Origin of the sequence: Ensifer sp. Root127 (assembly GCF_001425225.1) — a bacterium.
Classification (GTDB): Bacteria; Pseudomonadota; Alphaproteobacteria; order Rhizobiales; family Rhizobiaceae; genus Ensifer; species Ensifer canadensis.
In genome coordinates this window covers 95,166-121,293 of the sequence record NZ_LMDX01000008.1, presented here as the reverse complement: position 1 = coordinate 121,293, position 26,128 = coordinate 95,166, and the positions used below count along the sequence as shown (strand labels likewise).

At 58.7% G+C, this 26,128-nt stretch carries 19 protein-coding genes and 1 pseudogene; 14 read left to right on the top strand and 6 right to left on the bottom strand.

Annotation, left to right across the window (positions count from 1 at the left end):
• The first annotated feature begins 4 nt into the window (after nucleotides 1-4).
• The 4 genes from ASD03_RS11340 to ASD03_RS11325 are packed head-to-tail and all read left to right on the top strand — an operon-like array spanning nucleotide 5 to nucleotide 3,673.
• Complete coding sequence (locus tag ASD03_RS11340; RefSeq protein ID WP_057208242.1) at nucleotides 5-1,390, top strand: aspartate aminotransferase family protein; 1,386 nt, start codon at nucleotides 5-7, stop codon at nucleotides 1,388-1,390.
• The gene (locus ASD03_RS11335) at nucleotides 1,390-2,865 is read left to right on the top strand and encodes an NAD-dependent succinate-semialdehyde dehydrogenase (RefSeq protein WP_057213565.1); all 1,476 of its coding nucleotides are present in this window, start codon (nucleotides 1,390-1,392) and stop codon (nucleotides 2,863-2,865) included. The genes ASD03_RS11340 and ASD03_RS11335 overlap by 1 nt, the downstream gene beginning before the upstream one ends.
• A gap of 26 nt (nucleotides 2,866-2,891) precedes the next feature.
• Nucleotides 2,892-3,278 carry a RidA family protein gene (locus ASD03_RS11330; RefSeq protein ID WP_057208238.1) on the top strand — a complete coding sequence of 129 codons (387 nt, stop codon included), beginning with the start codon at nucleotides 2,892-2,894 and terminating at the stop codon, nucleotides 3,276-3,278.
• Nucleotides 3,279-3,289: 11 nt separating this feature from the next.
• Nucleotides 3,290-3,673 carry a RidA family protein gene (locus ASD03_RS11325; protein WP_057208236.1) on the top strand — a complete coding sequence of 128 codons (384 nt, stop codon included), beginning with the start codon at nucleotides 3,290-3,292 and terminating at the stop codon, nucleotides 3,671-3,673.
• Between the two features lie 179 nt (nucleotides 3,674-3,852).
• Here ASD03_RS11325 and ASD03_RS41090 read toward each other — a convergent pair whose 3' ends face one another.
• Complete coding sequence (locus ASD03_RS41090; RefSeq protein WP_107028010.1) at nucleotides 3,853-4,050, bottom strand: winged helix-turn-helix transcriptional regulator; 198 nt, start codon at nucleotides 4,048-4,050, stop codon at nucleotides 3,853-3,855.
• Nucleotides 4,051-4,390: 340 nt separating this feature from the next.
• Between ASD03_RS41090 and ASD03_RS40130 the strand changes: the two genes are divergently transcribed.
• From ASD03_RS40130 to ASD03_RS11265, 10 genes and pseudogenes are all read left to right on the top strand, one after another.
• Nucleotides 4,391-4,609: hypothetical protein (locus tag ASD03_RS40130; RefSeq protein ID WP_210177765.1), on the top strand; the 219-nt coding region annotated here is incomplete at its 5' end.
• A gap of 970 nt (nucleotides 4,610-5,579) precedes the next feature.
• Nucleotides 5,580-7,898 carry a rhodanese-like domain-containing protein gene (locus tag ASD03_RS11305; RefSeq protein WP_057208228.1) on the top strand — a complete coding sequence of 773 codons (2,319 nt, stop codon included), beginning with the start codon at nucleotides 5,580-5,582 and terminating at the stop codon, nucleotides 7,896-7,898.
• Between the two features lie 271 nt (nucleotides 7,899-8,169).
• A pseudogene (locus tag ASD03_RS11300) lies at nucleotides 8,170-8,638 on the top strand (Lrp/AsnC family transcriptional regulator).
• Nucleotides 8,639-8,880: 242 nt separating this feature from the next.
• Nucleotides 8,881-9,906 (top strand): helix-turn-helix domain-containing protein, encoded by a 1,026-nt coding sequence (locus ASD03_RS11295; RefSeq protein ID WP_057208226.1) that lies wholly within the window; start codon nucleotides 8,881-8,883, stop codon nucleotides 9,904-9,906.
• Between the two features lie 284 nt (nucleotides 9,907-10,190).
• Entirely contained in the window at nucleotides 10,191-10,820 is a 630-nt protein-coding gene (locus ASD03_RS11290) for an outer membrane protein (protein ID WP_057208224.1), read from the top strand.
• Between the two features lie 238 nt (nucleotides 10,821-11,058).
• Nucleotides 11,059-15,354 carry a putative Ig domain-containing protein gene (locus ASD03_RS11285; protein ID WP_082557295.1) on the top strand — a complete coding sequence of 1,432 codons (4,296 nt, stop codon included), beginning with the start codon at nucleotides 11,059-11,061 and terminating at the stop codon, nucleotides 15,352-15,354.
• Nucleotides 15,355-15,845: 491 nt separating this feature from the next.
• The gene (locus tag ASD03_RS11280) at nucleotides 15,846-16,040 is read left to right on the top strand and encodes a hypothetical protein (protein ID WP_146160917.1); all 195 of its coding nucleotides are present in this window, start codon (nucleotides 15,846-15,848) and stop codon (nucleotides 16,038-16,040) included.
• 215 nt (nucleotides 16,041-16,255) lie between these two features.
• Nucleotides 16,256-16,381, top strand: a complete 126-nt coding sequence (locus ASD03_RS38840; protein WP_107028007.1) for an exopeptide — start codon at nucleotides 16,256-16,258, stop codon at nucleotides 16,379-16,381.
• Between the two features lie 830 nt (nucleotides 16,382-17,211).
• A complete protein-coding gene (locus ASD03_RS11275; protein ID WP_057208218.1) occupies nucleotides 17,212-17,514 on the top strand; it encodes a DUF982 domain-containing protein in 303 nt (100 codons plus the stop codon).
• A 1,277-nt stretch (nucleotides 17,515-18,791) separates the two neighbouring features.
• The gene (locus ASD03_RS11265) at nucleotides 18,792-19,721 is read left to right on the top strand and encodes an MBL fold metallo-hydrolase (RefSeq protein ID WP_057208214.1); all 930 of its coding nucleotides are present in this window, start codon (nucleotides 18,792-18,794) and stop codon (nucleotides 19,719-19,721) included.
• A 351-nt stretch (nucleotides 19,722-20,072) separates the two neighbouring features.
• On the opposite strand, the gene ASD03_RS11260 is transcribed toward ASD03_RS11265, so the two are convergent.
• From ASD03_RS11260 to ASD03_RS11240, 5 genes are all read right to left on the bottom strand, one after another.
• Nucleotides 20,073-20,720: a hypothetical protein gene (locus tag ASD03_RS11260; protein WP_057208212.1), complete on the bottom strand. Its 648-nt coding sequence runs from the start codon at nucleotides 20,718-20,720 to the stop codon at nucleotides 20,073-20,075.
• 144 nt (nucleotides 20,721-20,864) lie between these two features.
• Nucleotides 20,865-21,782, bottom strand: a complete 918-nt coding sequence (locus ASD03_RS11255; RefSeq protein WP_225906472.1) for an MBL fold metallo-hydrolase — start codon at nucleotides 21,780-21,782, stop codon at nucleotides 20,865-20,867.
• Nucleotides 21,783-22,210: 428 nt separating this feature from the next.
• Nucleotides 22,211-22,576, bottom strand: coding sequence for a response regulator (locus ASD03_RS11250; protein WP_057208208.1), 366 nt, complete (start codon nucleotides 22,574-22,576; stop codon nucleotides 22,211-22,213).
• Nucleotides 22,577-22,605: 29 nt separating this feature from the next.
• Nucleotides 22,606-25,209 (bottom strand): PAS domain-containing protein, encoded by a 2,604-nt coding sequence (locus ASD03_RS11245; RefSeq protein ID WP_244494246.1) that lies wholly within the window; start codon nucleotides 25,207-25,209, stop codon nucleotides 22,606-22,608.
• 281 nt (nucleotides 25,210-25,490) lie between these two features.
• A complete protein-coding gene (locus ASD03_RS11240; RefSeq protein WP_244494245.1) occupies nucleotides 25,491-26,084 on the bottom strand; it encodes a glutathione S-transferase C-terminal domain-containing protein in 594 nt (197 codons plus the stop codon).
• Nucleotides 26,085-26,128 lie beyond the last annotated feature (44 nt).

Genomic DNA, 26,128 nt, shown 5'->3' with positions numbered 1-26,128 from the left:
TGCCATGAACGACCGCCCCAATTCCCTCCACGCCCTGGACCGGCAAAACCTCGTCCATCCCTACACCAACCTTGCGGTTCACCAGGAGGTGGGGCCGCATCTAATCACTGGCGGCGAAGGGATCTACGTGATCGATGATGAAGGCAAGCGCTACATCGAAGGTCTCGCGGGCCTCTTCTGCGCCGGTCTCGGTTTCAGTGAGCAGCGACTGGTGGAAGCGGCGACGCGGCAATTGAAGACGATGCCATTTTACCATTCCTTCGCCCACAAATCGACGGAACCGGGCATCCGTCTCGCCGAGAAGCTGCTTGAAATGGCCCCAGTTGCGATGTCGAAGGTCTTCTTCGCCGGCTCCGGCTCCGAGGCAAACGACACGGCGATCAAGCTTGTCTGGTACTATAACAATGCGGTCGGACGACCTGAGAAGAAGAAGATCATTTCGCGCCGCAAGGCTTACCATGGCGTAACGGTCGCCACCGCCAGCCTCACGGGCCTGCCGTTCAATCATCGCGATTTCGATCTGCCGATCGCCAATATCCTGCACACTGACTGCCCGCACTACTGGCGGTTTGCCGAACCCGGCGAGAGCGAGGAGGACTTTGCGACCCGGCTAGTCGGCAACCTTGAGGCAATGATACTTGAAGAGGGCCCGCAAACGGTGGCGGCGTTCTTTGCCGAACCGGTCATGGTGTCTGGGGGAGTGATCACACCGCCGAAGACCTATTTCGAAAAGCTCCAGGCGGTCCTGAAGAAGTACGATATCCTTCTGGTCGCAGACGAAGTCATTTGCGGTTTCGGGCGTACCGGCAACATGTTCGGGTCAGAAACCTACGGACTGAACCCGGACATGATCAGTTGCGCAAAACAGCTTTCGGCCGCCTACATGCCGATCTCTGCGCTGATGATCAACGCGAAGATCGCGGACGTCCTCGTCGACCAGAGCCGCAAGATCGGCACCTTTTCGCACGGCTTCACCTATGGCGGTCATCCAGTCGCGGCCGCCGTCGCGCTGGAGGCACTGACGATTTACCAGGAAACCGACATAGTCTCCCACGTCCGCGCCGTCAGCTCGCGCTTCCAGCAGGGCATTCGCAAGCTTGGCGAACACCCGCTGATCGGTGAGGCCCGCGGTGTTGGTCTTGTGGCCGGCCTCGAATTCGTCAAGGACAAGGGAACGAAGGAGAACTTTCCGCCCGCCTGGCAGGTCGCCAACCATGCCGGCAAGTTCGCAACCGAGCGCGGCGTCCTTACTCGCGGTCTTGGCGACATGGTGAGCCTATGCCCGGCCATGATCATCTCTAAGATGCAGATCGACGATCTCATGACCCGCATGCAGCTGGCCCTCGACGACACGCTTTCGTGGGCGCGCAGCCAAGGCTACATCGCGTGATGCCGCAGATCGCCATCTCCAACCGTCCGCCACATTGTTATGAACGGCTCGGCATGCTGATCGACGGCCGCTGGATCTATGAGACCGAGCGGCGGGACGCGGTCATCGAACCTGCCAGCGGTACGCTCATCGGCCATTTGCCCCATGCTACTGACGTCGATCTCGCGGCGGCCGTCGCCTCCGCGCAGCGTGCATTCGATAGCTGGAAAGACCGCTCGCCGCTTGACCGCGGACAGGTTCTGCGCCGCTTCGCCGAACTCGCCCGCAAGCATGTCGAAGACATCGGCCGAAGCATGGTGATGGACCAGGGAAAACCGCTTGCAGAAGCAATCGGAGAGATTCGATTCGCGGCCGACCACGCCGATTGGCACGCGGAGGAGGCGCGACGCATTTACGGTCGCCTTGTCCCTTCGCGCGATCCGCGTGTGCAACAGGTGGTCACCCGCGAGCCCGTCGGCGTCTGCATTGCCTTTACCCCCTGGAACTTCCCTTTCAGCCAGGCGCTACGCAAGGTCGTGGCGGCCCTGGCTAGCGGCTGCACGATCATCCTGAAAGGCCCGGCGGAATCGCCCTCCTCCACGGTCGCGATCGGCCGGCTCATGCAGGAGGCGGGACTGCCGGACGGTTGCCTCAACATTGTCTGGGGATCGTCTTCGCATATTTCCGAGACGCTGCTGGCGGCCCCTGAGGTGAAGAAGATTTCGTTTACGGGCTCTGTCGAGGTCGGCAAGCTGCTCGCTTCGCTCGCCGGCCGGCACATGAAGCGGTCGACGATGGAGCTTGGCGGCCACGCTCCCGTAATCGTCTTCGACGACGCCGACATTGAAGCTTCTGCCGACGCGCTTGCCGTCCAAAAGGTCCGCAATGCCGGACAGGTCTGCGTCTCGCCGACCCGCTTCTACGTTCAGGCAACAGCGTATGACCGTTTCCTTGCACGCTTCGCCGACAAGGTGGCCGCAACGAAGGTTGGCAATGGCTTTGACGAAGGGGTGCAGATGGGACCGCTCTGCCACGCCCGCCGGGTGACGGCCATGGAAGGCTTCGTACAGGATGCTCGCGACCGGGGGGCCGAGATCGTGACCGGCGGCAGTCGCATCGGCAATACCGGCTTCTTCTATGCACCAACGGTCGTCGCCGGCGGCTGTGAGGCTCTGCAACTGATGAACGAGGAGCCCTTCGGTCCAATTGCGATCGTCACACCGTTTTCTGGTTTTGAAGACGTGATCCGCCGCGCCAACAGCCTTTCTTTTGGCCTGGCTTCGTACGTGTTCACCGCTTCGAGCAGTCGAGCCCGGCACACAGCGCAAGCGCTTGCCGCCGGGATGGTCAGCATCAATCACTTCGGTCTGGCGTTACCCGAAACGCCTTTCGGTGGCATCAACGACAGCGGCTATGGTAGCGAAGGCGGAGTTGAAACCTTCGACGGCTATCTCAACACGAAGTTCGTGACCCACTTCGAAGCGCGACCCGAATGAGGAGCCTTACTTCCTTGGAGAACAAAATGTTTGAAGCCATCGATACCGGATCAGACCCTTGCGACGTGCCAATCAGCGAAGTCGTGCGTGCCGGCAATCTCGTCTGGTCGGTCCACATATCGGAGGACCCGGTGAACGGCGACCTCGTCACCGGCGACATTGAAACCCAGACGCGCCGAACACTGGGAAATCTCGACATCGCGATCCGTGCCGCAGGCGGCACACTGGCCGATGTGGTGCAGGTTCAGGTTTTCCTCATTGAAAGATCGGATGCATCCGGCATGAACAAAGTTTACGCCGAGTTCTTCAGGGAGCCCTATCCGGTACGTGCGACCGTGGTGGTGAAGGAGCTACTTTCTGAAGGCCTTCGCATCGAAATCCTCGCCCACGCCGTTCTCAGCAACAAGACATAAGGGAGCGGATTGTGTTTGAGAAAGTCGAAACCGGCATCGCTGCGTCAAAGGCGCCTTTGAGCGCCACGGTCAAGTCGGGCCCTATCGTGCGCTCCGCCCATATTGCGAAAAACCCGACGACGGGCGAACTGATCACCGGCGACATCGAAACGCAGGCGCGCCAGGTGTTCCTCAATCTGCAGCAGGCGCTCGAGGCGGCCGGGGGCACGCTTGCCGATGTCGTGCAGATCCAGGCCTATCTCACAGACAAGGCCGACGCAGCCGGCATGAATCGGGTCTATCGGCAGTTTTTCTCAGCGCCCTACCCGATCCGTGCCACCGTCGTCGTCGATCTTCTTTCCGACGGAATACGTCTGGAGGTACTCGCCACCGCTGTCCTTTCCACCTCGGCGTGACGATCTATCTCCGTGTTTACTTCTGGCTGTCCAAACGGGCCAGCACGAGGGCCGAAGCGGTTCGCTACGTCTGACAGCCTACTCCCAGATTGCTGCACTGGGCGTCGACAAGCACTCGTGCCCGATGGTTCATGGCGTGGAGATACACGCCCACAGCGAGAAAGCTGCCCGCAAGCGGGTTAACTACTTGGTATCGTCGTAAGCGCGACGGAATCCTGGATGGTGTGCAGATTATCACGAACCCAAAAGTTGAACCTTTCAAGGGCGCGCAAAGCCCCGCGGCCAATCTCGGTCAGCTCATATTCGACACGCGGCGGCACTTCGGGAAAATAATGGACGAAGCCGTTACGCTCCAGATTGCGCAGTGTAAGTTTCAACGTTCGCTGGGTGACGCATCAATTTCTTTCTTAAGGGCTGAGAAGCGGAGCCGACGAGGGAAACAACTTTTGATTGCGCGCTGTAGAATCCGAAGGCGCCGCGGTGAGCGACAAAACGTCCAAGTGGCAACGAGCGGTGCGGCCAGGCTGCCAGAGCATCAGCCTGCCTTATCGTGAATTCGTGGCGGCAGTCGACAACCTGTCATTGTTTTGCTTTAATCTGACTTCCTCAGCCGGAGGTTTGCAACACGATGAATGGTTGGAACAAGGACGGGCGCGGCAGCGTCAGAGTATCACCGGTCGTCGGCTGGAAGGCCGCAACGCTGATCAACAACGAAGNGGCAGCGTCAGAGTATCACCGGTCGTCGGCTGGAAGGCCGCAACGCTGATCAACAACGAAGCCGACATCTTCCTTAGGCTCGAGTTCAGCGTCAATCCTGATAACACAGACGTATCTGCACTCCAATTTGCACTGACTGAGCATCAGGCTCGCGAAATCAGTGCCAAACTGAGAGCCCTTGCAGATACGATATCGTCTTACGCTCTCCAGCCCACTTGATGGCCGATCGTGTTCGGCTACCTCGATCCGAGCGAACGACGAATGCCCGATGATATTGCCGACCTGCACCGATACTTGTTCCTGGCGATCATCGATCAGCAAAGCGGATGGGCGGGTAGCTTCGCGTCGAGTCCGTGCTTACTCCCATTGGCGGCCCTTGGCCGCCGAAGGCGTGGTGATGTATTCTCAAGACCGAAGAAAACTGTCTTGAAACGATCAAATGGGGATGACAGTGATCAACATATCAAGATCCGCCATGGGAATAATGCTCACCGTTTTGATACTTGGTGCCGCCCAGGCGCAAACGACGTTCTGCTATGGAACGGAGTGCACGGTCGAGAACAGGGATGGGACATCTGAGACGTTATCCGTCAATCAAGTGAATGAACGAGCAAGGGCAGAAGCCCTTAGGCACATTCGAGAAATCGACTGTGCGTTTGCAGATAGTGCCTCGCAATGCCTCGAAGCGAAGCTCGTTTTGCGCCGACTCTTCTATTGAAAGAAGGGCTTGGAGATTTCTTCGGGTTGATGGCACAAGCCAACATCCAAATGTCAGATCATCGCACTGACAGCTGAACTTCCAGATATCGCGGAAAGCGCACGACGGGCCCCGATCGCGCCGTAGGACACGAGCGGATGCAGGCGCTTGCGTTTCCATTCGTCGCTGGAACTCAGGCCTTCGCGCCGTCGCTCCACGCCTCTGCGCCCGCCGACCAGCTTCCCGTCCGGCCGAAGAATGACGACCCGGGTCGCGCACTCCATGGCCAGCTGTCGAGGGTACCGATCTTGATGAATCGCGACTTCACAATCGGCCGGACGCGCAGACATGTCCCCGGCCCCGCGGCAGGCAATGGCTATCGCACGAACGATGAATCGGGAGTAGACTTCGCTCGACTGGGAGGCTGAGAAGTTTCCGTCTGGGACCAGACCCAACAGCGGGGCTTTCTTCGTCTTTCTGGAGAGAGTGGCCATGGGAGCAGATCATGCCGAGCGGCGGCTGGTCGCAATTCTCGCCGTCGATATTGTTGGTTATTCGCGCCTTATCGAAGCTAGCGAGGCCAGTACGCTGGCCGCGATGAAAGCGTTGCGCGCCGAAGTATTCGACCCGTTGCTGGCGGAATATCACGGACGGATCGTGAAGCTCATGGGCGATGGGGCGATCGCGGAATTTGGTTCGGTCGTGGATGCTGTCCTTTGTGCCGTGGATTTCCAGAGGCAAGTCGCAGCACGCCAAGCGGATATCCCGGGCGACCACCGCCTGCTCTTCCGCATGGGCGTTAATCTCGGCGACGTCGTGGTGGATGCGGATGATCTGCTGGGCGATGGCGTAAACATCGCTGCTCGCCTGGAGCAACTATGTGAGCCAGGAGGGCTTTTTGTATCCGGCACGGCTTTCGATCACTTGCAAGGCAAGCTCGAGCTGCCACTGGAATTTATGGGCGAGCAGCATGTGAAAAACATTGCGCGACCCGTGCGTGTCTATCGCGTCAAATTTGATGGAAATACGCGCAGTTGGTGGTTCAAGAACCAGCGCCATCGCAATCGGGGCATTACCGCCGCGGTTGCCCTGGTTCTTTTAGTGGCGACCCCTGTTTTATGGATAAGCCCCTGGAAGACCAGTGTCGGAACTGCGTCAGTCGCTCGGATGGCGCTTCCCCTCCCCGACAAGCCGTCGATAGCGGTCCTTCCGTTCGATAATCTCAGCTCCGATCCCGAGCAGGCCTATTTCGCAGACGGAATGACGGAAGACTTGATCACAGACCTATCGAAGCTGTCCGGCATCTTCGTCATCTCGCGGAACACCACCTTCGCCTATAAAGGCAAACCCGCGAACGTGCAGCAGGTAGCCGAAGATCTGGGCGTCAGATACGTCTTGGAGGGCAGCGTACGTCGCGACGGAAATCAGGTTCGAGTCAATGCCCAACTGATCGATGCCGTCGGCGGACATCACCTTTGGGCCGATCGCTACGATGGTGAAATAAAGGGGGTCTTCGGGCTGCAGGACAAGGTCATCAGCCAGATCGTGGCCGCGCTCGCGGTGAAGCTGACGAGTGCGGAACAGGTCACGGCGCGCGAAGCGGAAACCAGCAACCCGCAAGCCTACGATGCATTGCTCCGAGGATGGGATCATCTTCGCCATGACAACGAAGAAGAGACCCTGAAGGCGATTGCTCTCTTCGAGAAGGCGATAGAGCTCGATCCGGACTATAGCCGCGCCTACGCATCGCTCGCCGCAGCCAACTGGAGAATTAGCCTCTCGTTCTGGTTTTCTTCCGCAGGTGCTGGCTGGGAGCACGCCTACGAGAGCCTGAACAGAAACCTGGCAAAAGCAATGGAGAAGCCGACGTCGCTTGCCTACGCGATTTCATCCCAATTGCTTGCGCAGCAGGGAAGCTATGACGAGGCGTTCGTCGCCATCGATCGTGCGATGGAGCTTGCCCCGAACGATCCGGACAACCACATCAGCAAGGCGCGGATTCTCAACGCGACCGGGCACGCCGACGAGGCCGAACAGCAAGCGCGCCTGGCTATGCGCCTCGACCCCCGTTTTGCACCCGGAACGCTTCGCATGCTGGCTATCTCACTCTTCTGTCAAGAAAAATACGAAGATGCGGTCAACACGCTGAAGCGGGTGATGGAACAAGAGTCGGCCGTCCACGCGGACTACGCGACGCTGGTATCTAGTCTTGGGCACCTCGGCCGCACCGACGGCGTTGAGGCCGCAATCGCCAAATACAACGAGATCGCCCTGTCCGCCGCATACGATCCGCTCACGGTCCAAGAAAGCGCGTGGGACTGGTACGGCATCGCGTTCAACTATCATAGACCGTACATTGCACGGGTGCAGGAGGGCCTACGGAAAGCAGGAGTGCCCGAGGGCGCAGGGACCGATCTCGCTCTGGACGACTACGTCCAGTTCATGAGGATGACCCACGGCGAAGTAACTGTGGACGGCACAACGAAAGTTGACGCTGCGAAAGCCAAGGTGTTGCGTGACAGCGGGGTGCCTTTCGTCGACGTACGGGCCCCGCCAGACTACGCCAACGGCCATGTTCCTGGGGCCATCAATCTGTCCCTTGTCACTGATCTATCGAAGGAGAGCCTTGCCAAGGTGGCGGGCAAGCAGTCAGACGTTGCCTTCTATTGTCACGGCAAACATTGTCCCTATTCCGCATATGCATCCGCAAAGGCCGTTGCTTGGGGCTACACGCACATCTTCCATTTCGCTGGCGGGTTTCCGGAATGGCAGGACGCCGGTTATGCGGTCGCGGCTGCTCCCAAGCAGTAAAATGCCGTAGGAATGGCCATGAGGCACCGCGTCTCGCACCACAAGCAGCCTGCGATTTTCGCTGACGCTGCTGGAAGAGTTGGAAAACTCGTAACTTCAGGCGCTGCAGCTCTTTTTACGATTTCAGTTTCGATGAGCATGTGCCATGCCGACCATCGTCTACGCCACCGCTTGGATCTCGGTGGCATCCATCTGATCGAGAACTCTTCAAGAACCGTGTGCGGAGCGCCGCGGACACGGACACCAGCGCACGAGAAGACAACTGTAGGCACTGTGTAATCAGCCTAAAACTTGCTCCAACAATCGAAACAGCCTACCCAAATCGGGTTCAAGGGTACTTTGCGCCTTGCAATCCCACGGGCGTGCCTCTCATGCGGAACTGTCAGGTAAAGTCAATCTGTCGCGAAATGCTGTTCGCGTTCGGATAGAACGGCTTGAACGCGAAGGCTTCATCAAGGATTATACAATCGTCACTAACGGTGGCGGAAACGACAGCCACATCACCACCGCATTGATTTTTGTCTACCGCCAGGATCGCATGAAGGGTGGCGAGGTCATCCACGCTTTGCGAAAAATTCCGGTGGTCGTCGGTTGCGATGTGATGGCGGTCGATTTTGATCTGCTGGTACGGGTAGAGTCCCGCCGATCGTATCCGCCAGAGCTGGCAACTGATCTCTGAACTTCCGGGCGTAAGGGATACCTTTACGGCATTCGCACTCTCCTCTGTCGTTAGGAAATAAGCGGATGAGTTGGCACTTCATAACCAAAATGAAAAATTGGCAACAGAGCCATATAATCATCCGTGCCAAATGCTGACGGGGAAACTCGGCAATCGACAGGACTTGTAAGATGATCGATCTGCGACCTACAAATGGTTCTTTCCAAGACCCGTGAGACACTTGTAGGGCAATGCCGCGCAGATACCCTAGGATGTTGATGAAGACGTATTCTGATGCTGCTGTGGAGAGAAACTGGAAGAGCGATGACCAAAAAAGAGCATCCCACGCTTTTGTTCAAAACGGATACGCGCGCGATCCCTCTAAAGAAAGCTCTCGCATTCTGGGAAGAATCAGCCGGTTCGCTCTACGATTTCAACATTTTCCAGGCAAATGAATTTCATACCGCACATTGTACATTTCGCCTCGGAGACCTGTTGCTTACACACTGTGTTAGCGTGGCCCAAAAACTTAGTCGTTCCAACTATCGCATCGGCGCGGACGGTTACGACCACTTCGAAATACAGTTCTTCATCGATGGTCATTGGCGACGCCATGACGGACGAGAAGAAGCTTACGCCGGGCCGGGAGACATGATCGTTCATGACGCGGCGCAGGCCCATGCGGGATCAGCAAGCGATTTCTGCAATCTTACTCTCTTCGTCCCCCGCCCACTGCTGGCGCGATTGTTGATCAACCCCGATGACCACAATATGCGAGTCCTCGCGGCTCATGAGCCGATGGTCGGGTTGCTCCGCAACCACATCGACAGCCTTTTCCGGCTATTGCCGCAACTCGACGAGAAGCAGGCGGCGACGCTGGTAGCGCCGACGCTCGAACTTGTCGCCGCCACCCTCAATGGTGTCCCGAGAGAAGATACGATGCGCGGAATAGCCGGGGCGCAACTGGCAACGATCCGCCGTTATATCGATGCTCATGCACTGGATCCTGATCTGTCGCCCTTTCAGATTGCAGCACACTTCACGATGTCATTGCGCAAGCTCGCCTATCTCTTTTCAAAAGATGGCGGCGTTGCCTCCTATATTCAGGAGCGGCGCCTGGAAATGGCGCGCCGGGCCCTTCGCGATCCCGCTCAGGCACACAGATCCATTGGAGAAATCGGTCTCGAACACGGTTTTACCTACGCTCACAATTTCACGCGCGCTTTTCAGCGCCTTTACGGCATCACGCCGCGCGAGGCGCGGGCGGCCGTAGCGCAAAGATATCGGATGGCCGGGATCAGCGAATCGCAAAACTGGTTCGACCGAGCTTCCCAATGGGGACGTTGGTAGTTGCCGCATGCGCTCGCAGGCAGCCAGCTGACTTTTGCGTAATGTGATTATTTTGAACGGTGCCGTTTGCGCGCTGGGATAGATTTACGCGGCCGCTCTTTTTCATACTTACCATCAGCTCCGGAATATTGATTGTCTGGGCGCAATTGGCGCGGGCTGGAAGCCTTCACGCTGCCATCACCACGGGACGTCGCTCCTCGGCGACGTTAATTCACGATGGCTGCCTGCCAGTCCGGCGGGCCGTCAATTCAACGATAGTTTCGCACGGAATCGGAGCCGACCACATGAGAACATTCCTTCTACCTGCCATTCTTGTGCTCACCGCATCTACGGCAATGGCTGCTGATGTAGCTCCCGAAAATAGCGCACGGTCTGTTGCTGTCGATGCGTCGACCTTTGTGTGGTCGGGAGCATATCTCGGTGTTCAGGGCGGCGGCGGTTGGGCCAATGGTGAATTCTCCGGCTTCGGCATCGCCGGATCCGAAGATGCCAATGGCGGCCTCTTTGGTGGGTTCGCCGGCTATAATTATCAATTCGACAATAGGCTCATCATCGGCGTTGAAGGCGATCTCGAATACAACTGGAACGAACAGAAAATCTTCGGCGCAGATTTCGGCACCGATTGGGCAGGCTCGGTGCGGGGACGCGTTGGCTATGCCTTAGATCACGCGCTCATCTATGCCACAGCCGGTTGGGCGGCGACGCGTGGCTATGTCGATGTGCCGGGATTGGGCAAAGAGGAAGCAACGTTCAACGGCTACACGGTCGGCGCCGGTTTGGATTACGCCTTCACCAGCAACATCTTCGGCCGCGCCGAATACAGGTACAGCGACTACGGGGATAAAGACCTGCAGGGCATCAACGTCGATGTCGACCAGCAGACCGTCAAGATTGGTCTGGGCGTAAAATTCTAGTGGCGACGGACGGAGATGACGAAGGCGACGGAGGTTGAAAGAACGCCCCCTCGTAGGCTTGCGAGCATTATCAGGCTTTCAAGGCCGTCGGGTCTTGCCGGGTTGACGATCGCCGGCCGGCGGCAGGCCCCTGCCATGGTGGCGATCGTTGGTGGCGCCGGTTCGTTCCGCGGGGGCCACTCAAGTGCATCAATGAAGGCTGCGCTTCTTCTTATTTCCCACTGAGCTTCTTATTCGTATGATCCCGACTGAGACCTTTTTCTTTAAAAATCAAAGCCTCCATGGAGCGCGCTGGGATTCGGCACAGGCGTGGAAGACTCTGAGACGCGGCTGGTCAGTATTTCTGCTGGTAACGCTCATGCTATTGTGCGGCTCGCCAGCGCAAGCCGCCCCTCCTGCTATCACGCAGCAACCCCAGGACCTGACGGTAGCGGCCGGGCAAATCGTCACGTTTTCCGTCGCGACCAGCGCTAGCGATGCGACTTATCAATGGCAGGTCAGTACCAACGGGCATGATTTCTCGACAATTCCAGGTGCCATCGAGAGTACATACACCTTCAAGCCCGTCCGCGTCAGCGAAACCGGCACACGATATCGCGTTGTCGTCAGCAAGGACGGTGAGAGCGCCTATTCAAGGCCGGCGACGCTGACAATCACAAAGGCAATTTCGATCGTCTTGGTGGACGAACTGCCGAAAGGCAGAGTTTACGGCCAGACGGTGGAAATTAAGGCGCTCGTCATAGGGACGAGCGGCAAACCGAACGGCGAAATTGCCTTCATGGATGGAAATACAAGGATTGGCACAGTTTCGTTCGATACCAGCAATGGGGCCAGTCTAACGATCACCACCAATGAGCTTGGCGCTGGCCAGCATATCATCACCGCTGTTTACTCCGGGGACGAGAACCATGAGCCCGGCATCAGCAGTGGCGTTGTCATCGATATCGCCAAGGCCGACCAAAGCATCTATTTCGACACAATTCCACCTAGGCAGGCAATTGTCGGTCAGACATATGATGTGACCGCTCACGCGATGCGCGTAAGCCAGAGCGTGCCTGTCGAGGTCAAGGTGGAAAGCGGCGACATATGCACTGTTTCCAACGGTGTTGTCACTTTTCTGAATGCTGGTGATTGCGTGGTGAGCGCCCAACATATGGGAGACGCCAACTTCAACGACTCGCAAAAGGCTACACAGACAGTCCGGGTGATTGCGGCGCCCGCCCAGGACCACACGGTTTCCTGGTCATCCAACGGCCCGGGCCGTGTTATCAATGTCACCTTCAATGACGATCCCCAGACGACGATCAGTAGTCCTGTGGAAGTTTCCGAAGAGCGGATAATAGCATTCTGGAACGTCTCACCGGATGCGGCCGCGACATATCGTGAGCCCAGCGGATGCGGTATTCATGCTGTGGGCGCTGCATGGTACACCAATCCCATCACGTCGGATTGCTCGATTTCTTTCAGCTTTGAGGAAATTACCATTTCGCCTGCGACGTTGGTCAACGCAACAATCGGCGTCGCCTTCAATCAGACGATCGCCGCAACGGGCGGCAATCTGGATTTTGTCTATACGCTGACCAGTGGCACGTTGCCCGCAGGTGTGACGCTGGCCGATACCGGTGAACTGTCGGGAACGCCGACGGAAACGGGTAGTTTCACCTTCACCGTTCAGGCGGCTAACGCGCGTGCCCATTCGAAAGCGATGACCTATACGCTTATAGTCGAAGCAGCAGCTATGCGACCTGAGGTTATTTCAACCGGGGTGATCGGCGACCCTGCGTCCGGCGCCGTCAGCGTGACGTTTGATGTCACGTTCTCCGAAGCCGTCACGGGTTTTACCGGCTCCGACCTGGTGCTGACATCGACCGGCACCGCTATCGGGAGGCTGGCGTTAATCCAGACCTCGGACAACGTTCATTATACCGTCCGGGTCGACGATATATCCGGATCAGGCACCCTTCGCCTTGATGTTCTGGCAAATGCCATCAGCAACATAGCAGGAAATAGCAATCTGGCTTTTACCCGTGGAACACCTTGGAACGTTGCTCCCTCGATGATCCTCACGCCGCCCGACGGCTCGAACCTGTCGAATGGCTTGGTCGGTGCCGCGTACAACGATCGTTCGATTTCCGCGACCGGTGGTGCCGGAACCATTACGTACAGTGCCACCGGTCTGCCCTCCGGTCTGTCCATTGATCCTGCGACCGGTGCGATCACGGGAACGCCGACGGCCGATGGAACGTTCACCGTTGCTGTTACCGCAACCGGAGCAACCTCCGGCACGGCCAGCGTGAGTTATACCATCGTCGTCGCGGCGGCCCCACCGCCTGTATCCCTGACACCGGCCGACGGCTCTGCGTTGACCGCGGGCGTGGTCGGCACCGCGTACAACGATGGTTCGATCTCCGCGTCTGGTGGTGCCGGCACTATCACCTACGGTGCCACCGGTCTGCCATCAGGCCTGTCCATTCATCCTGAGACCGGTGAGATTACCGGAACGCCGACGGCCGCTGGGACGTTCACCCTTGCTGTTACTGCAACTGGAGCAACCTCGGGGGTCGCCGTCGCGAGCTATATCATCGTGATCGCGGCGGCCCCACTCCCTGTATCCCTGACACCGGCTGAAGGCTCTGCCTTGACCGCGGGTGTGGTCGGTGCCGCGTACAACGATGGTTCGATTTCCGCGGCCGGCGGTGTCGGCACCATCACGTTCAGCGCTACCGGGCTGCCAGCTGGCCTCATCATCGACGAGGCTTCCGGTAAGGTCACTGGAACACCAACCGCAGATGGTGCCTTCACCATCAACGTTACCGCGACCGCTGTAACCTCAGGCTCGGCTTCGGCCAGCTACACAATTGTTGTCGCTCCTGCTCCACCAAGCCTGACGGGGATTTCTCCTGCAACCGGTTCCACGAGGGGTGGAACAGCCCTCACGATCACCGGCAATCATCTCATTGGCACGACTAGCGTGATGCTCGGCAGCGTGGCAGCAGCCAGCATTGTGGTTGTCAGCAATTCCCAGATCACCGCCATCGCACCGGCCAATGCCGCGGGTTCAACCGATGTTTCAGTGACGGCGCCAGGCGGTACGGCCACTTTGCCTGCCGCTTTTACCTATATCGCACCCACCCTCACCTTCTCGCCGGCGTCAGGCTCAATTCCAGGAGGGGTCGCCGGCGTCGAATACACCCGGGCTGTTTCCGTATCAGGCGGCACGGCACCCTACAGCTACTCGGCAACCGGACTGCCGGAAGGGATGGACATCGAAGCGCGCACGGGCACGATCCACGGCTTGCCGACTACACCGGGGAACTACACCCTCGTCCTCACGGCTCGCGACCAGAACGGGCTGACCGGAACGGCGACCTACAGTCTGGCGCTTGGCGGCATTTATCGCCCCGATCCGTCGCAGGATGCGGAGGTGATCGGCCTCATCAACGCACAGGCACAGGCTGCTCAGCGTTTTGCCACCACCCAGATCAGCAATTTCAACGATCGCCTGGAGCGGCTGCACGGCGACGAGAGCCGACATGCGCAATCGCTCAATATTCGCATGGGCGTCACGCAAGACGCCGACCGGGCCGAACCTATGAGAGCTGAGGAGGAAAGACCAGGCAATGATCGCGTTGGTCGCACCATGGGAGGGCCGCAGAAAGAACCAGATGCGGAAGCTGGGAACGCAGTGGAGCCGATAAACGCCATGTTTGGCGACACGGCCTTCTGGACTGGCGGGGTCGTCAATTTCGGGACCAGTGAACGCGGGAACATCGATCTCGGGCACACCCTCGTCGGCGTCAGCGGCGGCGTCGATCATCGGTTTGCGCCGGACATGGTCGCCGGATTCGGTTTCGGTTACGGTCGCGACAGGACCGACATCGGTTCAAGCGCCACAACAAGCACCGGACAGGCATTCAGCGCCGCGCTCTATGGCAGCTATCATCCCACACCGTTCTATCTCGACGGTCTGCTGGGGGTGAGCCGTCTCGACTTCGACAGCACGCGCTATGTGACCTCGACTGGCGACTTCGCCACCGGAAGCCGGGATGGTACACAATTCTTTGGATCACTGTCTGCCGGCTATGAACACAGAAACAACGGTCTGATGTTCTCACCCTACGGGAGGATCGAGGCCGCCCATACCCGCCTCGATGGCTTTACCGAGACGGGGGCAGGACCGCATAGCCTGTCCTTTGGTGATCAGACGTTCGATTTGCTGGCGGGGGTTATCGGCATGCGCGCCGAACACGCAAATCCGATGGAGTGGGGTGTGCTCAACACGCGCGGGCGGCTGGAGTACACCCACGACTTTTCTGGATCGAGCCAGGCCAGCATGGGATATTCTGATCTCGGCACCATGCCTTACGCGCTCGAGCTAGACCGTTACATGCGCGATTACCTGACGGTCGGGCTTGGCATCGACGCCAAGTTCAACAACGACATGACGCTCAGTTTCGACTATCGCACTGCTTTCGGCTTCGACGGCAATGCGCAGAACCACACATTCGGCGTTCGTATCGGCGGCAACTTCTAGGCCACGACCTGACGGGCGGCGACGGGCTACGGCGTCAATCAGTTCGGTTTCCCTTGGTCCTACTGATTTTGCTGTGATCGCTGCCGCGATTGGTGAGCCTACGGTGCTCGCAAGGCATTTGAGAAGGCTCTTCCTTCGAGGCAATCCGCGACGGCGCTTCGGCATAGACGGCAGTCTCGGCGCGGACGACTCGACTACCTGAAGAGTGCAAAAATGCTCTTCGACTCATCGTTGGCGATGTTGAGTGCCTGACTCGCCAACTGTTCCTGGACCGGAGCGCTTTCCAGCGCGCGGAGACATCGTTCATGTCAGGATCGACCAGACGGCCGACGCCTTGATGATAGTTTTCATCATAGCCGCCACGAAATCAGTCTGCGGTTCGACCTGTGATCCAAGTTGAAGCTTCCAATACTGATTTCGAGAAAATTGAAAGTTTGCACGCTCCCGAGATTGTCGCTGGATCGGAAGGCCAGCGCTTAATGGAGGCACCAATGGCCGACGATGATGAGCGCCTGCTGGCGGAGCTAAACGCCCAGGCGCAAGCAGCCGACGAGCACCGAGACATTCTCGCAAACCTCCGGGCTCTCGCGCTGGCCCTTGCCGCAAAGTACCGCACCGCTCCCCCGATGAAATTGAACGTCAGGCAAAAATCATGTGGCGCGCGCCGCCTGCACTGGAGAGAATGAGGACTGGTTGCAGGCCTGGGCATGGACCCGGTTCTTCGTGGTCATGGGCCACGCGACTTACCGTTTGTCCTGCCTGCGGAAATTGTTACGGGATTCATCCACCTCTCGGCGCGAGGCAAAGGTCACCACTACCATGGCGCTGGATCTGGAAGCGGACGCCCTGCTCTGATCACGCTCTGCCACGAATTGCTCGCATTCTGAGCCTGAAGTGAGCGATGGACAAATCCGGCCTCATCTTCATCGTGCTGCTCTGCATTCTCGTGGGGATCGTGCTTGGCATCATGGCGTTTGAACCGGAATTCGGATCAGAAACAGCGCCGACACCACCAATCACCCGCTAAACTAGGTGGTGCGCCTTCAAGCTAAATCTAAAACGCGAGAACGAGCAGCGAACATCCACAGGACATACCGCGCATGTCTAAGCTCAATTAGCTCGTCCGGAGTAGGAACAAATTGAGATCAATTCCCATGAAAAAAGGCCCAGTGCCAGTACATCCGTGGTCAAAAGTCTAAAGCGACGAGGCATTTGCGAGCGGCGAATCATTCAGCGCTCATAGCAATGCCAACGACGAGGTATAGGAGGCCAATGTGTTCGAAACAAGTCGCTAACCACCTGGAGGCGTCGCGGATCGCGGAACGGTCGAAATACGACACCTGCCTTATGTCGCCGTCTCCGCAATAGTCCTAGGCCAAAGTCTCCCGCAATCCTTGGCGGGAGGTTCGAACCTAGGAGACTACCGATGAAGATCATGATTACAGCTGTGGCATCCCTCGCTTTTGCCTCAGGCCCGGCGAGTTTTCCCTCTAATCTACGTCCGCAATAAACTTGCTAGTATAGTTTTCCGTTCGGCCGTCTCGTCGAAGCCGGCGAACGGGGCGGGCTTTCGAGGAGCGCTCGCCGCGGACCGCTGGCAAACGGGTGGGCCGAGGCGATCATGGTCCATCTTCATGTTGATGAGGCACGTCTTCCTTGATGTTCAAAGCGTCAGGGATGGTGATTGCGTCGGGACCGTATTTGGCGTAGGCGCCAAGGAGGGTCTGGCGGCACTGATGGCGAGATTTGGCGAAAAAACGCGCTAGACCTCTTGAACTGGCGCGGCGTCGAAAATAAATTTTCGTCGAGCGCAAAGCGCTTTCCTTGTTGAAAAACAATCAGTTCAGTGAGGTAGAAATGCAAACGAAGATGTTTGATCGACCAGTTTACCTGAGTGAAAGGAAGGACCTGGTCATCGAGATTACCAACCTGGCCGACGCGATCGACTTCCTTGAGGAGTGGTCCGAAGGAGATCAGGATGTTATCCACGATGCGACCTTGAAGACGTGCTACCTGGCTCACGACGGGCTGAAGCCCATCAGTGTCGCGCGCGATACGCTCTGTGCGTTTGCGAAGAAGAAGGGGATTCTTGTTGAAGCGCCCGCGGTTCTGCCGTGGATGCTCAAGGGAACGTCTGGGGGTGGCCGCGTATCTCCGTGACATGACCATAAAGAGGGGCTGCGATGGCGGCCTCTCTGGTCCCACCGGCACGGATGGGAAAGATTTCTCATGCTGGTTCTTCGTCAGGTTTATGGGCGCGCTTTCGCTACGCGCGAACCGCGACATCCGCGTAATCCGGGTTGAGCTCGACTAGGATACTGCGCAAGATGCTTGCCGAGCGTATGGCGGTGGACGACGCAATATGAGCCCGACGGCACCTTGGCATGGCCTCAATGCGAGCCCGACGCACATGGTGTGGCCATCGAGCATGAAGCGGGGTCGGCGCTCATGCCTCGCCTCCCTGCTTGCGGAACAAAAACGGCGCGGTATCAGTTGCCCTCCTGAGGAGGAGTCCATCGTGAGCACGAAACCTACTGAACCAATTCCGATGCCCGGCCCGGCAGGCCTGACGCCCTCGGAGCCCCAGGTTGTTACCGTCCCAGGCCCCAGAGACCCGAAAAGGCCCGAGGAAGTTCCACCAGATACTCCGCCCGATTCGCTGCCCGACCCAGATCGCCCAATTGAGGAGCCGGGACCTGATGATGTCCCGGAAGAAGCGCCCGACATTACCCCAGTACCGGGCGAGGAAATTCCGGCGAAGATGAGCGATTGAACTGATCATGCCAGTATCTCCGCGGTTTGGCAGCGCGGTCAGGGACCGATTGCAGCGGTCACGAAGACGGGTGATCACTGCGGCTGTGTAGCTTCAGCCGTTGTCCGACATGTTCATGCTAGACTTGAGACAGAAGACTTCGAGTTCGGCTATCGCTTCGCGCAGGGGTCGATGACCGTGATTTGGGTTGCCTCGCGACTCGACGAGTTGCTGGCAGTTCGCCGCGACGGTGGCTGCCGGAAACAGGGGGAATAGAGTTGCCCACGCCGAAGACCTGAACGAGAACGGGCATCCGTCGGCATTGAGCCGCCGCGTTATCTCCGGAGCAGTCCTTCCGCGCCGACGATTGATCGTCCGTATCGATCCTCAAAAAACGAATCTTCCTAGGTCCGTTTTCCTACATCGCTGGTCACCCGCGTTCTCGTATCGACATCCATCAACATGCACGAGGAGGCGAGACTACGCCGCGGTTCCGCTCCGGTTCCGGTCGGAAGATTATGAGATTTCGGACGCAAACCAGGAGACCTGGCTGTGTTCCTTGAGTCCGGGCGGGATGAGCGTGACCGCCCCATACTCATGTGTAGGTCGACTGCTAAAACGCTCCAAACTAGATTCCCTGATGTAGCCCGACCGGCACGTATGAATTGCGAAAACAGGAGCGCATATGTCGAAAGCAGAAATCAGCCCCCGAAAAATCATCCAGCAGGAAAGACCGACGCCGGACGAACTGGTTCCGTCACGCTACGCGGTTCAGGTGGGTGAGATCGAAGTGGTGGTTATCAGCGATGGGATGCTGACACCTCCAGCCGAGTCAATGGCCACCAATGCCAACCCAGCCGAACGTGGAGCGTGGCTAGACGAAAGGTTTCTATCGAAGGAAGCCTTTGACTGGGCGTTGAACGCCGTGGTGGTACGTAGCGGCGACCAGACGATTCTCATCGACAGCGGTATCGGCGAAGAGTACCCCGACTTCCCCCGAGCCGGACAGTTTGGCCATCGTCTGGAAGCCGCCGGCGTCGATCTTGAATCCGTGACCGACGTTGTATTGACGCACATGCACTTCGACCATGTTGGCGGGCTGCTCGTCGAAGGCGTGAAAGAGAGGATGCGTGCAGATCTGCGCGTCCATGTGTCCGCGGCAGAAGCCAAATTCTGGAAGTCACCCGATTTCTCGCTTACGGCCATGCCACCGGCACTTGCGGATCTGGCACGCAAGGCGTCGCTCGAGTTCATGGACATGTTCGGCAGTCATTTGCGCACCTTTGATGAGCAGTCCGAGGTGGCGCCGGGGGTGGTTGTCGCACGCACCGGCGGCCACACCCCAGGGCATAGCGTGGTCCGGATCTCGTCTCGCGGCGAACGGCTTATGTTCGGGGGCGACGCCCTATTCCCGGTTTCCTTCGACCATCCTGAGTGGCATAACGGCTTTGAACACGACCCAGAGGAAGCAACCCGCGTCCGGCTCCGTCTTATGAAAGAGCTGGCGGAAACCGGATCTTGGCTGGTGTCGACGCACATGCCGTTCCCGTCGGTCGGTCGTGTGGCAGCCGCCGGCGACCTTTATCGCTGGGTCCCGGCTTGGTGGGACTACTGATCCCTACGGCGATTAGGATCCGACCTAAGGCGTTGGGTTGACTGACCGGTGGATCCTAGGGCGGTATGGCCCTCGATCCACCGGTCAATCGAAACGAGAACATTTGGAGCCTATCCTGCGCGACCCTTCACGCTAAACGGCTGTGCACGAAGGATGAAGGTGGCCACGCCGCTTTGCCCCGTAAAGCCGACGCACTCCAAGATTTTCCTGTCGTCCGATCTGTGGTGGCGACTACTCAAACGTGCGGAGAAGCAGGAGACGAGAGGCCACATCAACTCTGGGCCTTTGAGGCGCCTGCTACGCCCCTGCCGGTTTTTAGCATCGGCATCAATGATAGCCGATATCGCTGCATCATTCAGCGAAGGGGGCTTCGGCGATGAGATCGACCGAGGAAGGGACACTGTAACCGGGAACCAGGCGCTCGCCGAAATCCCGGACAAAATTGTCGTAGGTGGTTTCGGGCTGCGTTTTGGCGATGTGGCAAAAACATGCGGTCATTTTTTTCTTCATCCCAAGCCGGGGAAACTCGGCAATGATCGCCCGCACTTCGGACGAGGGAATGAGGCTGTATTTGAGGCCCACAACATCAAAGCAGATTCCTGCCGTGCAAAGTGCGATCTCCGCTTCCTTGTAGAGCCCGATCGAGGGGGTCGAGTTGAGGGCGACGCTGTCCCAGATCAGCTGGGCACGCCGTCCATCGAGTCCGGCTTCCGTCGCGAACTTTCGAGCCAGATCGGCGGCTTCCACTTCGAAACGGCGGGGCCCTGCAAATCGCTCATTCAGGGTGATATCATGCAACAGCGTGCCGACTGCGAGCACCTCGGCGTCGTGCGTTATGTTCTGCAGCTCGGCGATCTTTGCGGCAAACAGCCAGGATCGCATGACGTGATTGAAGAGATAGGGCTCACAAGCCTCCCGCGCATAATCGATCGCTCGGCCGACGAGCGGCGTTCCCGGAACCGAAGTGCCGGCGACGATGCGTGCTTCCATGGCAATCATGTCACAACCTCTTCCTGACTGCTGCAGGGCAAAAAATTGGGGAGAGCGCGGCGCATCAGCACCGTGCCGCGAAGAACCGCACGCGATCTCCAAGGATGTCCGATCGCATGCGGTCGCTTGATTGGCGGCTAGGTCAATATTCGGTTAATAGTCCCAGAAAACCGGCACCCAACGAAAGGCGTCGCCGTCAACCGCAACGTGCCCGACCGACGGGAACGGCATATGAGTAGCTACCAGCAGTTCCCCAGTCGCCGCCAGCTCTCGCAAAAGCCGGACCCTAACACGGGCAGCTTCCTCAGGATCGTGCTCGAAGCCGTTGAACCAGTCGGGGTGCTCGAAGCCAACCGCGAACACGGCGTCGCCGGCGAACATCAGCCGGTCGTTCCCGGACGCAACGCGGACCACGCTGTGCCCGGGGGTATGGCCGCCGGTGCGAGAGACGACGACGCCCGGAGCCACCTGGTGTTCCTCATCGAACAGCCGCAGCTGGTCATGGTATTCCTTGGCGAACCGTTTGGCGGCCGCACGAAGTGCATCCGGAAAGCCGGCAGGCATGTTGACATGCGTGAAATCGGGCGCCTCCCAGAACTTAACCTCGGCGGCGGCAACGTGAATGCGCAGGTCCGGACGCAACCGATCCTTGACGCCTTCGACGAGCAGCCCGCCAACGTGGTCCATATGCATGTGGGTCAGTACGACATCGGTCACGGACCCGAGGTCGATGCCGGCACTCTCAAGTCTCTTCACCAATTGCCCGGCCCGCGGCAGGTTCAATTCCGGATCCAGCCCCAGACCGGCGTCGATAAGGATCACCTGCACGCCGCTGCGCACCACCACCGCGTTCAGCGCCCAGTCGAAAGCTTCCTGCGGCAGGAACATATTGTCCAGCCATGCGGCGCGTTCCGTCGGGTCGGCATTGTGTCCCAACATCGCGGTTGGAAGGGGTAGCACTCCATCGCTGATCACCAGCACTTCAATTTCGCCGACCTTCACCGCGTAGCGCGATGGAACCAATTCTTCGGTTGCCGATCGGCCGCCACGTAGGGTGTTATCCAAGCTCATGATTGTCTCCTCCTGCCCCATCGTACGGGGATTTGCTTCTGCCTGCGTCATGATGCGCTCCTGTTCTGCGGGGTTGGAACGTGCCGGGCACGGCCCATGCGGCTGAGTGTATTGGGGGGCATCTGAGCAGTCGATTGGGGTCAAGGGAGAGGATAGGCTACACTAGAGAATAGGGTAGGCTGGCTTGTTCGTTTACGAACGCGAGGATTCAGTGTTGCTTGAGCTGGCATTTAAAAGGGCGTCCCGAAAATAGGGCGTGATTGCGATTGATCAAAACAGACGGCCGCGTTGAGCGTGTTGCGCTCCCACGCGAAACTCTGCGACCGGCGATGTAAACAGACATTTGCGCCCCCTCCACCCGGTTGGTTGTTTGATAAGACAGTCGCGATGCCCGGGCGGACGGAGCTATGCCAAAGCGTGGATTCTGATCAGCACTGTCGATCGTCCAGGGCATCGCGAACGGCCGCAAGCAGGGTGTGCCCTGCAAAAGGCTTTCGCAAAAACCCGTCAATGCAGCGTGCGCGGTCCTGATCGGCGATTTCATGGCGCCCCGTGATCAGGAATACCGGCAGTTGCGGGTTCTGCTGCCGGGCAAGATCTCGGAGTTCGAATCCATCAGTACCGGGCATCCCGATATCGGTAATCAACACGTCAACGCCCTTAAGCCCGGAAGCGAGCAACGCCTCGCCCGAGAGGAAGCTGCGGGTTTCGTATCCCGCCGATTCCAGGAGTTCCGCCAATGAAGCAAGCACGCTCGGGTCGTCGTCGACGAGCGCTACCACAGACTTGTTCATACCGTTCCTCCCTATGGCAGGCTATTGGTTCATGGCATCTTCGCCACGTCGAGCGGCAGGGTGAACACGAAATTCGCGCCGCTCGGTTCATTCTTTTCTGCCCATAACTGACCGCCATGCGATTCTACGATCGAGCGGGAAATTGCGAGGCCCATGCCCATGCCCTGATCTTTGGTTGTAAAAAACGGCTCGAAAATCTTGTCGGGGAACTGGACGCCTCGCCCCCTGTCCTTGACCTCAACGCGCACCATATCCCCCGCCCGGAAGGCGCGGATCTGGACAACACGGTCGTTCGAAACGGAAGCCATCGCATCCATGCCGTTGCGCATGAGATTGACCAACACTTGCTGAATCTGCACCCGGTCGAATGGGACGAGCCGGAGACCGCTCTCGCCTTCGATATCCATCCTGATGCGTCGCCGACCCGCCTCCTCTGCAAGCAGGTCACGCGCCTGCCTGACGACGGCGCCAAGCTCGGAACTGTCACGCTTATCCGTCGACTGCTTGAAGAGGGCGCGAATGCGGCTGACGACATCTGCTGCGGAATTGGCGCTATGAACTATGCGATCGAGCGTTTTCTGGGCGCGTTCGATATTGGGCGGCTCGGCGGTGAGCCAGCGCTGGCAGGCGCTGGAATAGTTCATCACTGCCGAAAGCGGCTGGTTCACCTCATGCGCGATTGAGGCTGATAATTCTGCCAGGCTGGCGGCCTGACTTGAGCGGGCGAGATTTTCCTGGGCACGGCTCAACTCCTCTTGGGTCTGGACCTGATCGTCGATATCCAGGCAGATGCCGTTCCACTGAACGATTTCGCCGTCACCATTGCGCATTGCCGAAGCACGGGTCTCCACCCAACGGTACACGCCGTCAAAGCGCCTTAGGCGATGTCGTAGCAAATAGGGCTCGCCGGTCGCTAGCGAATGGGCATACCGTTCCTTCACGGCAGCTAGATCGTGCGGATGGATCACGGCGTCGAGCGTGCCTTCCAGTCGGGATTTTCCGAGACCATCCGTTTCCTCGAGATTGAAACCGAGATATTGGCGGAGCCGCTGGCTGCGATATATCGGCTTGCCATCCGGCAAGGCGCAGTAGACCAACGCGGGCAGCGTTTCGACGAGTTGCTGGAGGTGTTGCTCGCTCTCGCGTAGCGCTTCCTGGGTGGTTATGAGGTCGTGGATGTCGGAGCTCACGCCACACCATTGGACGATCGTGCCCAATTCATCCCGCAGCGGTTCGGCCCGCGTCTCGGTCCAGCGATAGTCACCGCCGGCACGGTGTTGACGGTATCTTTGAATATACGGGATGCCTGTCGCGACCGAATGTAGGAAAGCCTCTCGCGCCGCCGCCCTGTCCTCGGGGTGAACGACGCCGAGCGAAGCCGATTGATCCGGCGCGATCATATCTTCGAGCGTGGCCCCGGTGACTTCCGTGAAGGGTTTGTTGACATAGGTCGGAGCTCCGTTGGCCATCGCGCTCCAGATCAGCGCCGGCACGGTGTCGATAAGCTGCTGCAGTTGCCGTTCGCGCTCGCGGAGTGCAGCCTCGGTTCTCTTATACACGTCGATGTCCAATGCAGTTCCATACCACCCGGTAACACGTCCCTGCCTATCACGCGTCGGGCGGGCTGCAGCCCAGTGCCAGACATAAGCGCCGTTGGCACGCAGGATCCTGCATTCGAAGTTCCAATGCTCGCCTGTCCTGAGCGCGTGTCGTACTGTCTCTCCCATTCTTTCGCTATCGTCGGGATGCGTGCCGCGCTGCCAGCCCTGACGCCCGCCTTCCAGGAAGGATTTGCCATCCAGCAGAAGGTTGAGATCCTCAAGCGTCATCGCGATAGAGGTCTGCACCGCTGGAGTTGCATAGGTAAATTGTCCGGTGACGTCGATCGCCCAAGCGCCGCCATAGAGCTTTTCGATGGCAAGAGCGGCCTGGACCGCATCAGCCGTCTCACCGAACGAGCTTGCGGTCATCCAGGACTCGGCCTGGCGTGCCACAGCCGGATCGACTTCGATGCTGATCCCGTGATCCGGCTCCACACGAAACGCAACCCGCTCGTAGCTGCTATCCGCCTGAAGCTGGCGGTAGCTTCTGATCTGGGGGATGCCGTGAAAGAAGGCTCGCGCAGCCGCCTGCTCGTCGGTTAGCCTGTCGTGCGGATGTACCGTGTCCATCGACAAAAGGGGGTCCCGAGCGGGTCGACCGGCATGCGGGCTATCGGTGTCTTCGGGGAGGGCGATGTCGATTAGCGTGCCGCACCATCCGGCGATTGCGCCCTCCCCGTCACGGATCGGCTGCCCGGTGCTGCGCACCCAGCCATAGATTCCGGTCGCACGCAGCGTTCGGTGCTCGACAGTGTATTGCTCGCCCGTCTGCAAGCACCGGCGCCATGCGACAGCGGCTGCATCGTAATCTTCCGGGTGGATGACCCGACTCCAGTCGAACCTATTCTTATCCGGCTGCGAATTGAGGCTTTCCGGGCTTGCGCCGAAAAAGGCGAGCGCGGCCGGTGTCACATAGATAAGTTTGCCCGCGGCATCGGCGGCCCAGGCATTGCCGGTGATCCGCTCGACCAGCTTCGCCGCCTGTAGGGCATCGATATCGGGTGGGCCTTGCGATCCACCACTACTATCCATCCCCGACGTTCCGGCGGAGTTCGACATGCCTCAACCCGACCCCATTGCACTAGGAATTGCCATGGTGCGTCTTAGAGCGAGACAGCACTACGGCCTATTTTATGAGAAAGGTATATGGGAGCTTGCGACAAAAACACCTGTTCCGAAGGATAGGGCGAAGATTCGCAAGGCAATTTTGGCCTTAAACGCGGCTGAGGCGTACCCACTATGAGCGCCGGACAGACGTCCGCCGCTGACGCGGCGGAGCCTAAAAGGCCTGTCTGGAGAGACGCGGGCGGTTGTCAGGTGGCGAGCCCTTCACTCCTCAACGCGGCCTGGACCGAAGGCCGCGCCAGCAGGCGCCTATCGAGCGCAAGCAGCGGCGCCGGGATTTCGACGCCGAAGATCTTGGCCCAGCTCATCATCACGAACAGATAGAAATCGGCCACGCTCGGATGATCGCCGAACAGGTATTCGTCACGCATATGGTCGGCGAGATACTGAAGGCGATAGGTGATGGAGGCGCTAGTTTTGGCGTGTTCCTTCGTGTTGGCACCCAGAAATAAGGATTCGAAGCTCTTGTGGATTTCCGTGGAGAGATAGGCTAGCACCTCGATAAGCCGGGTACGGCCCAACTCGCCGCTGACGTCGAGCGCCGGCAGTTCTCCCGCTAGATAAGCCAACACCGCAACATTTTCGGTGACGACTTCGCCACTGTCGAGCATCAGCGCCGGCACATATCCCTTGGCGGTCACCGCGCGAAAATCATCCCCCGACGCGGTAATCTTCGTTTTCAAATCGACACGTTCGGCTTCGAACTGAATGTTTCCCTCGATCAGGCAGATGTGGCTCGCCAGGCTGCAGGCGCCCGGCGCGTAAAAGAGTTTCACGCCCATGGTCTCGTCCTTCTTTGGTGTTTTCGATGGTTTTCGGCCTGCGG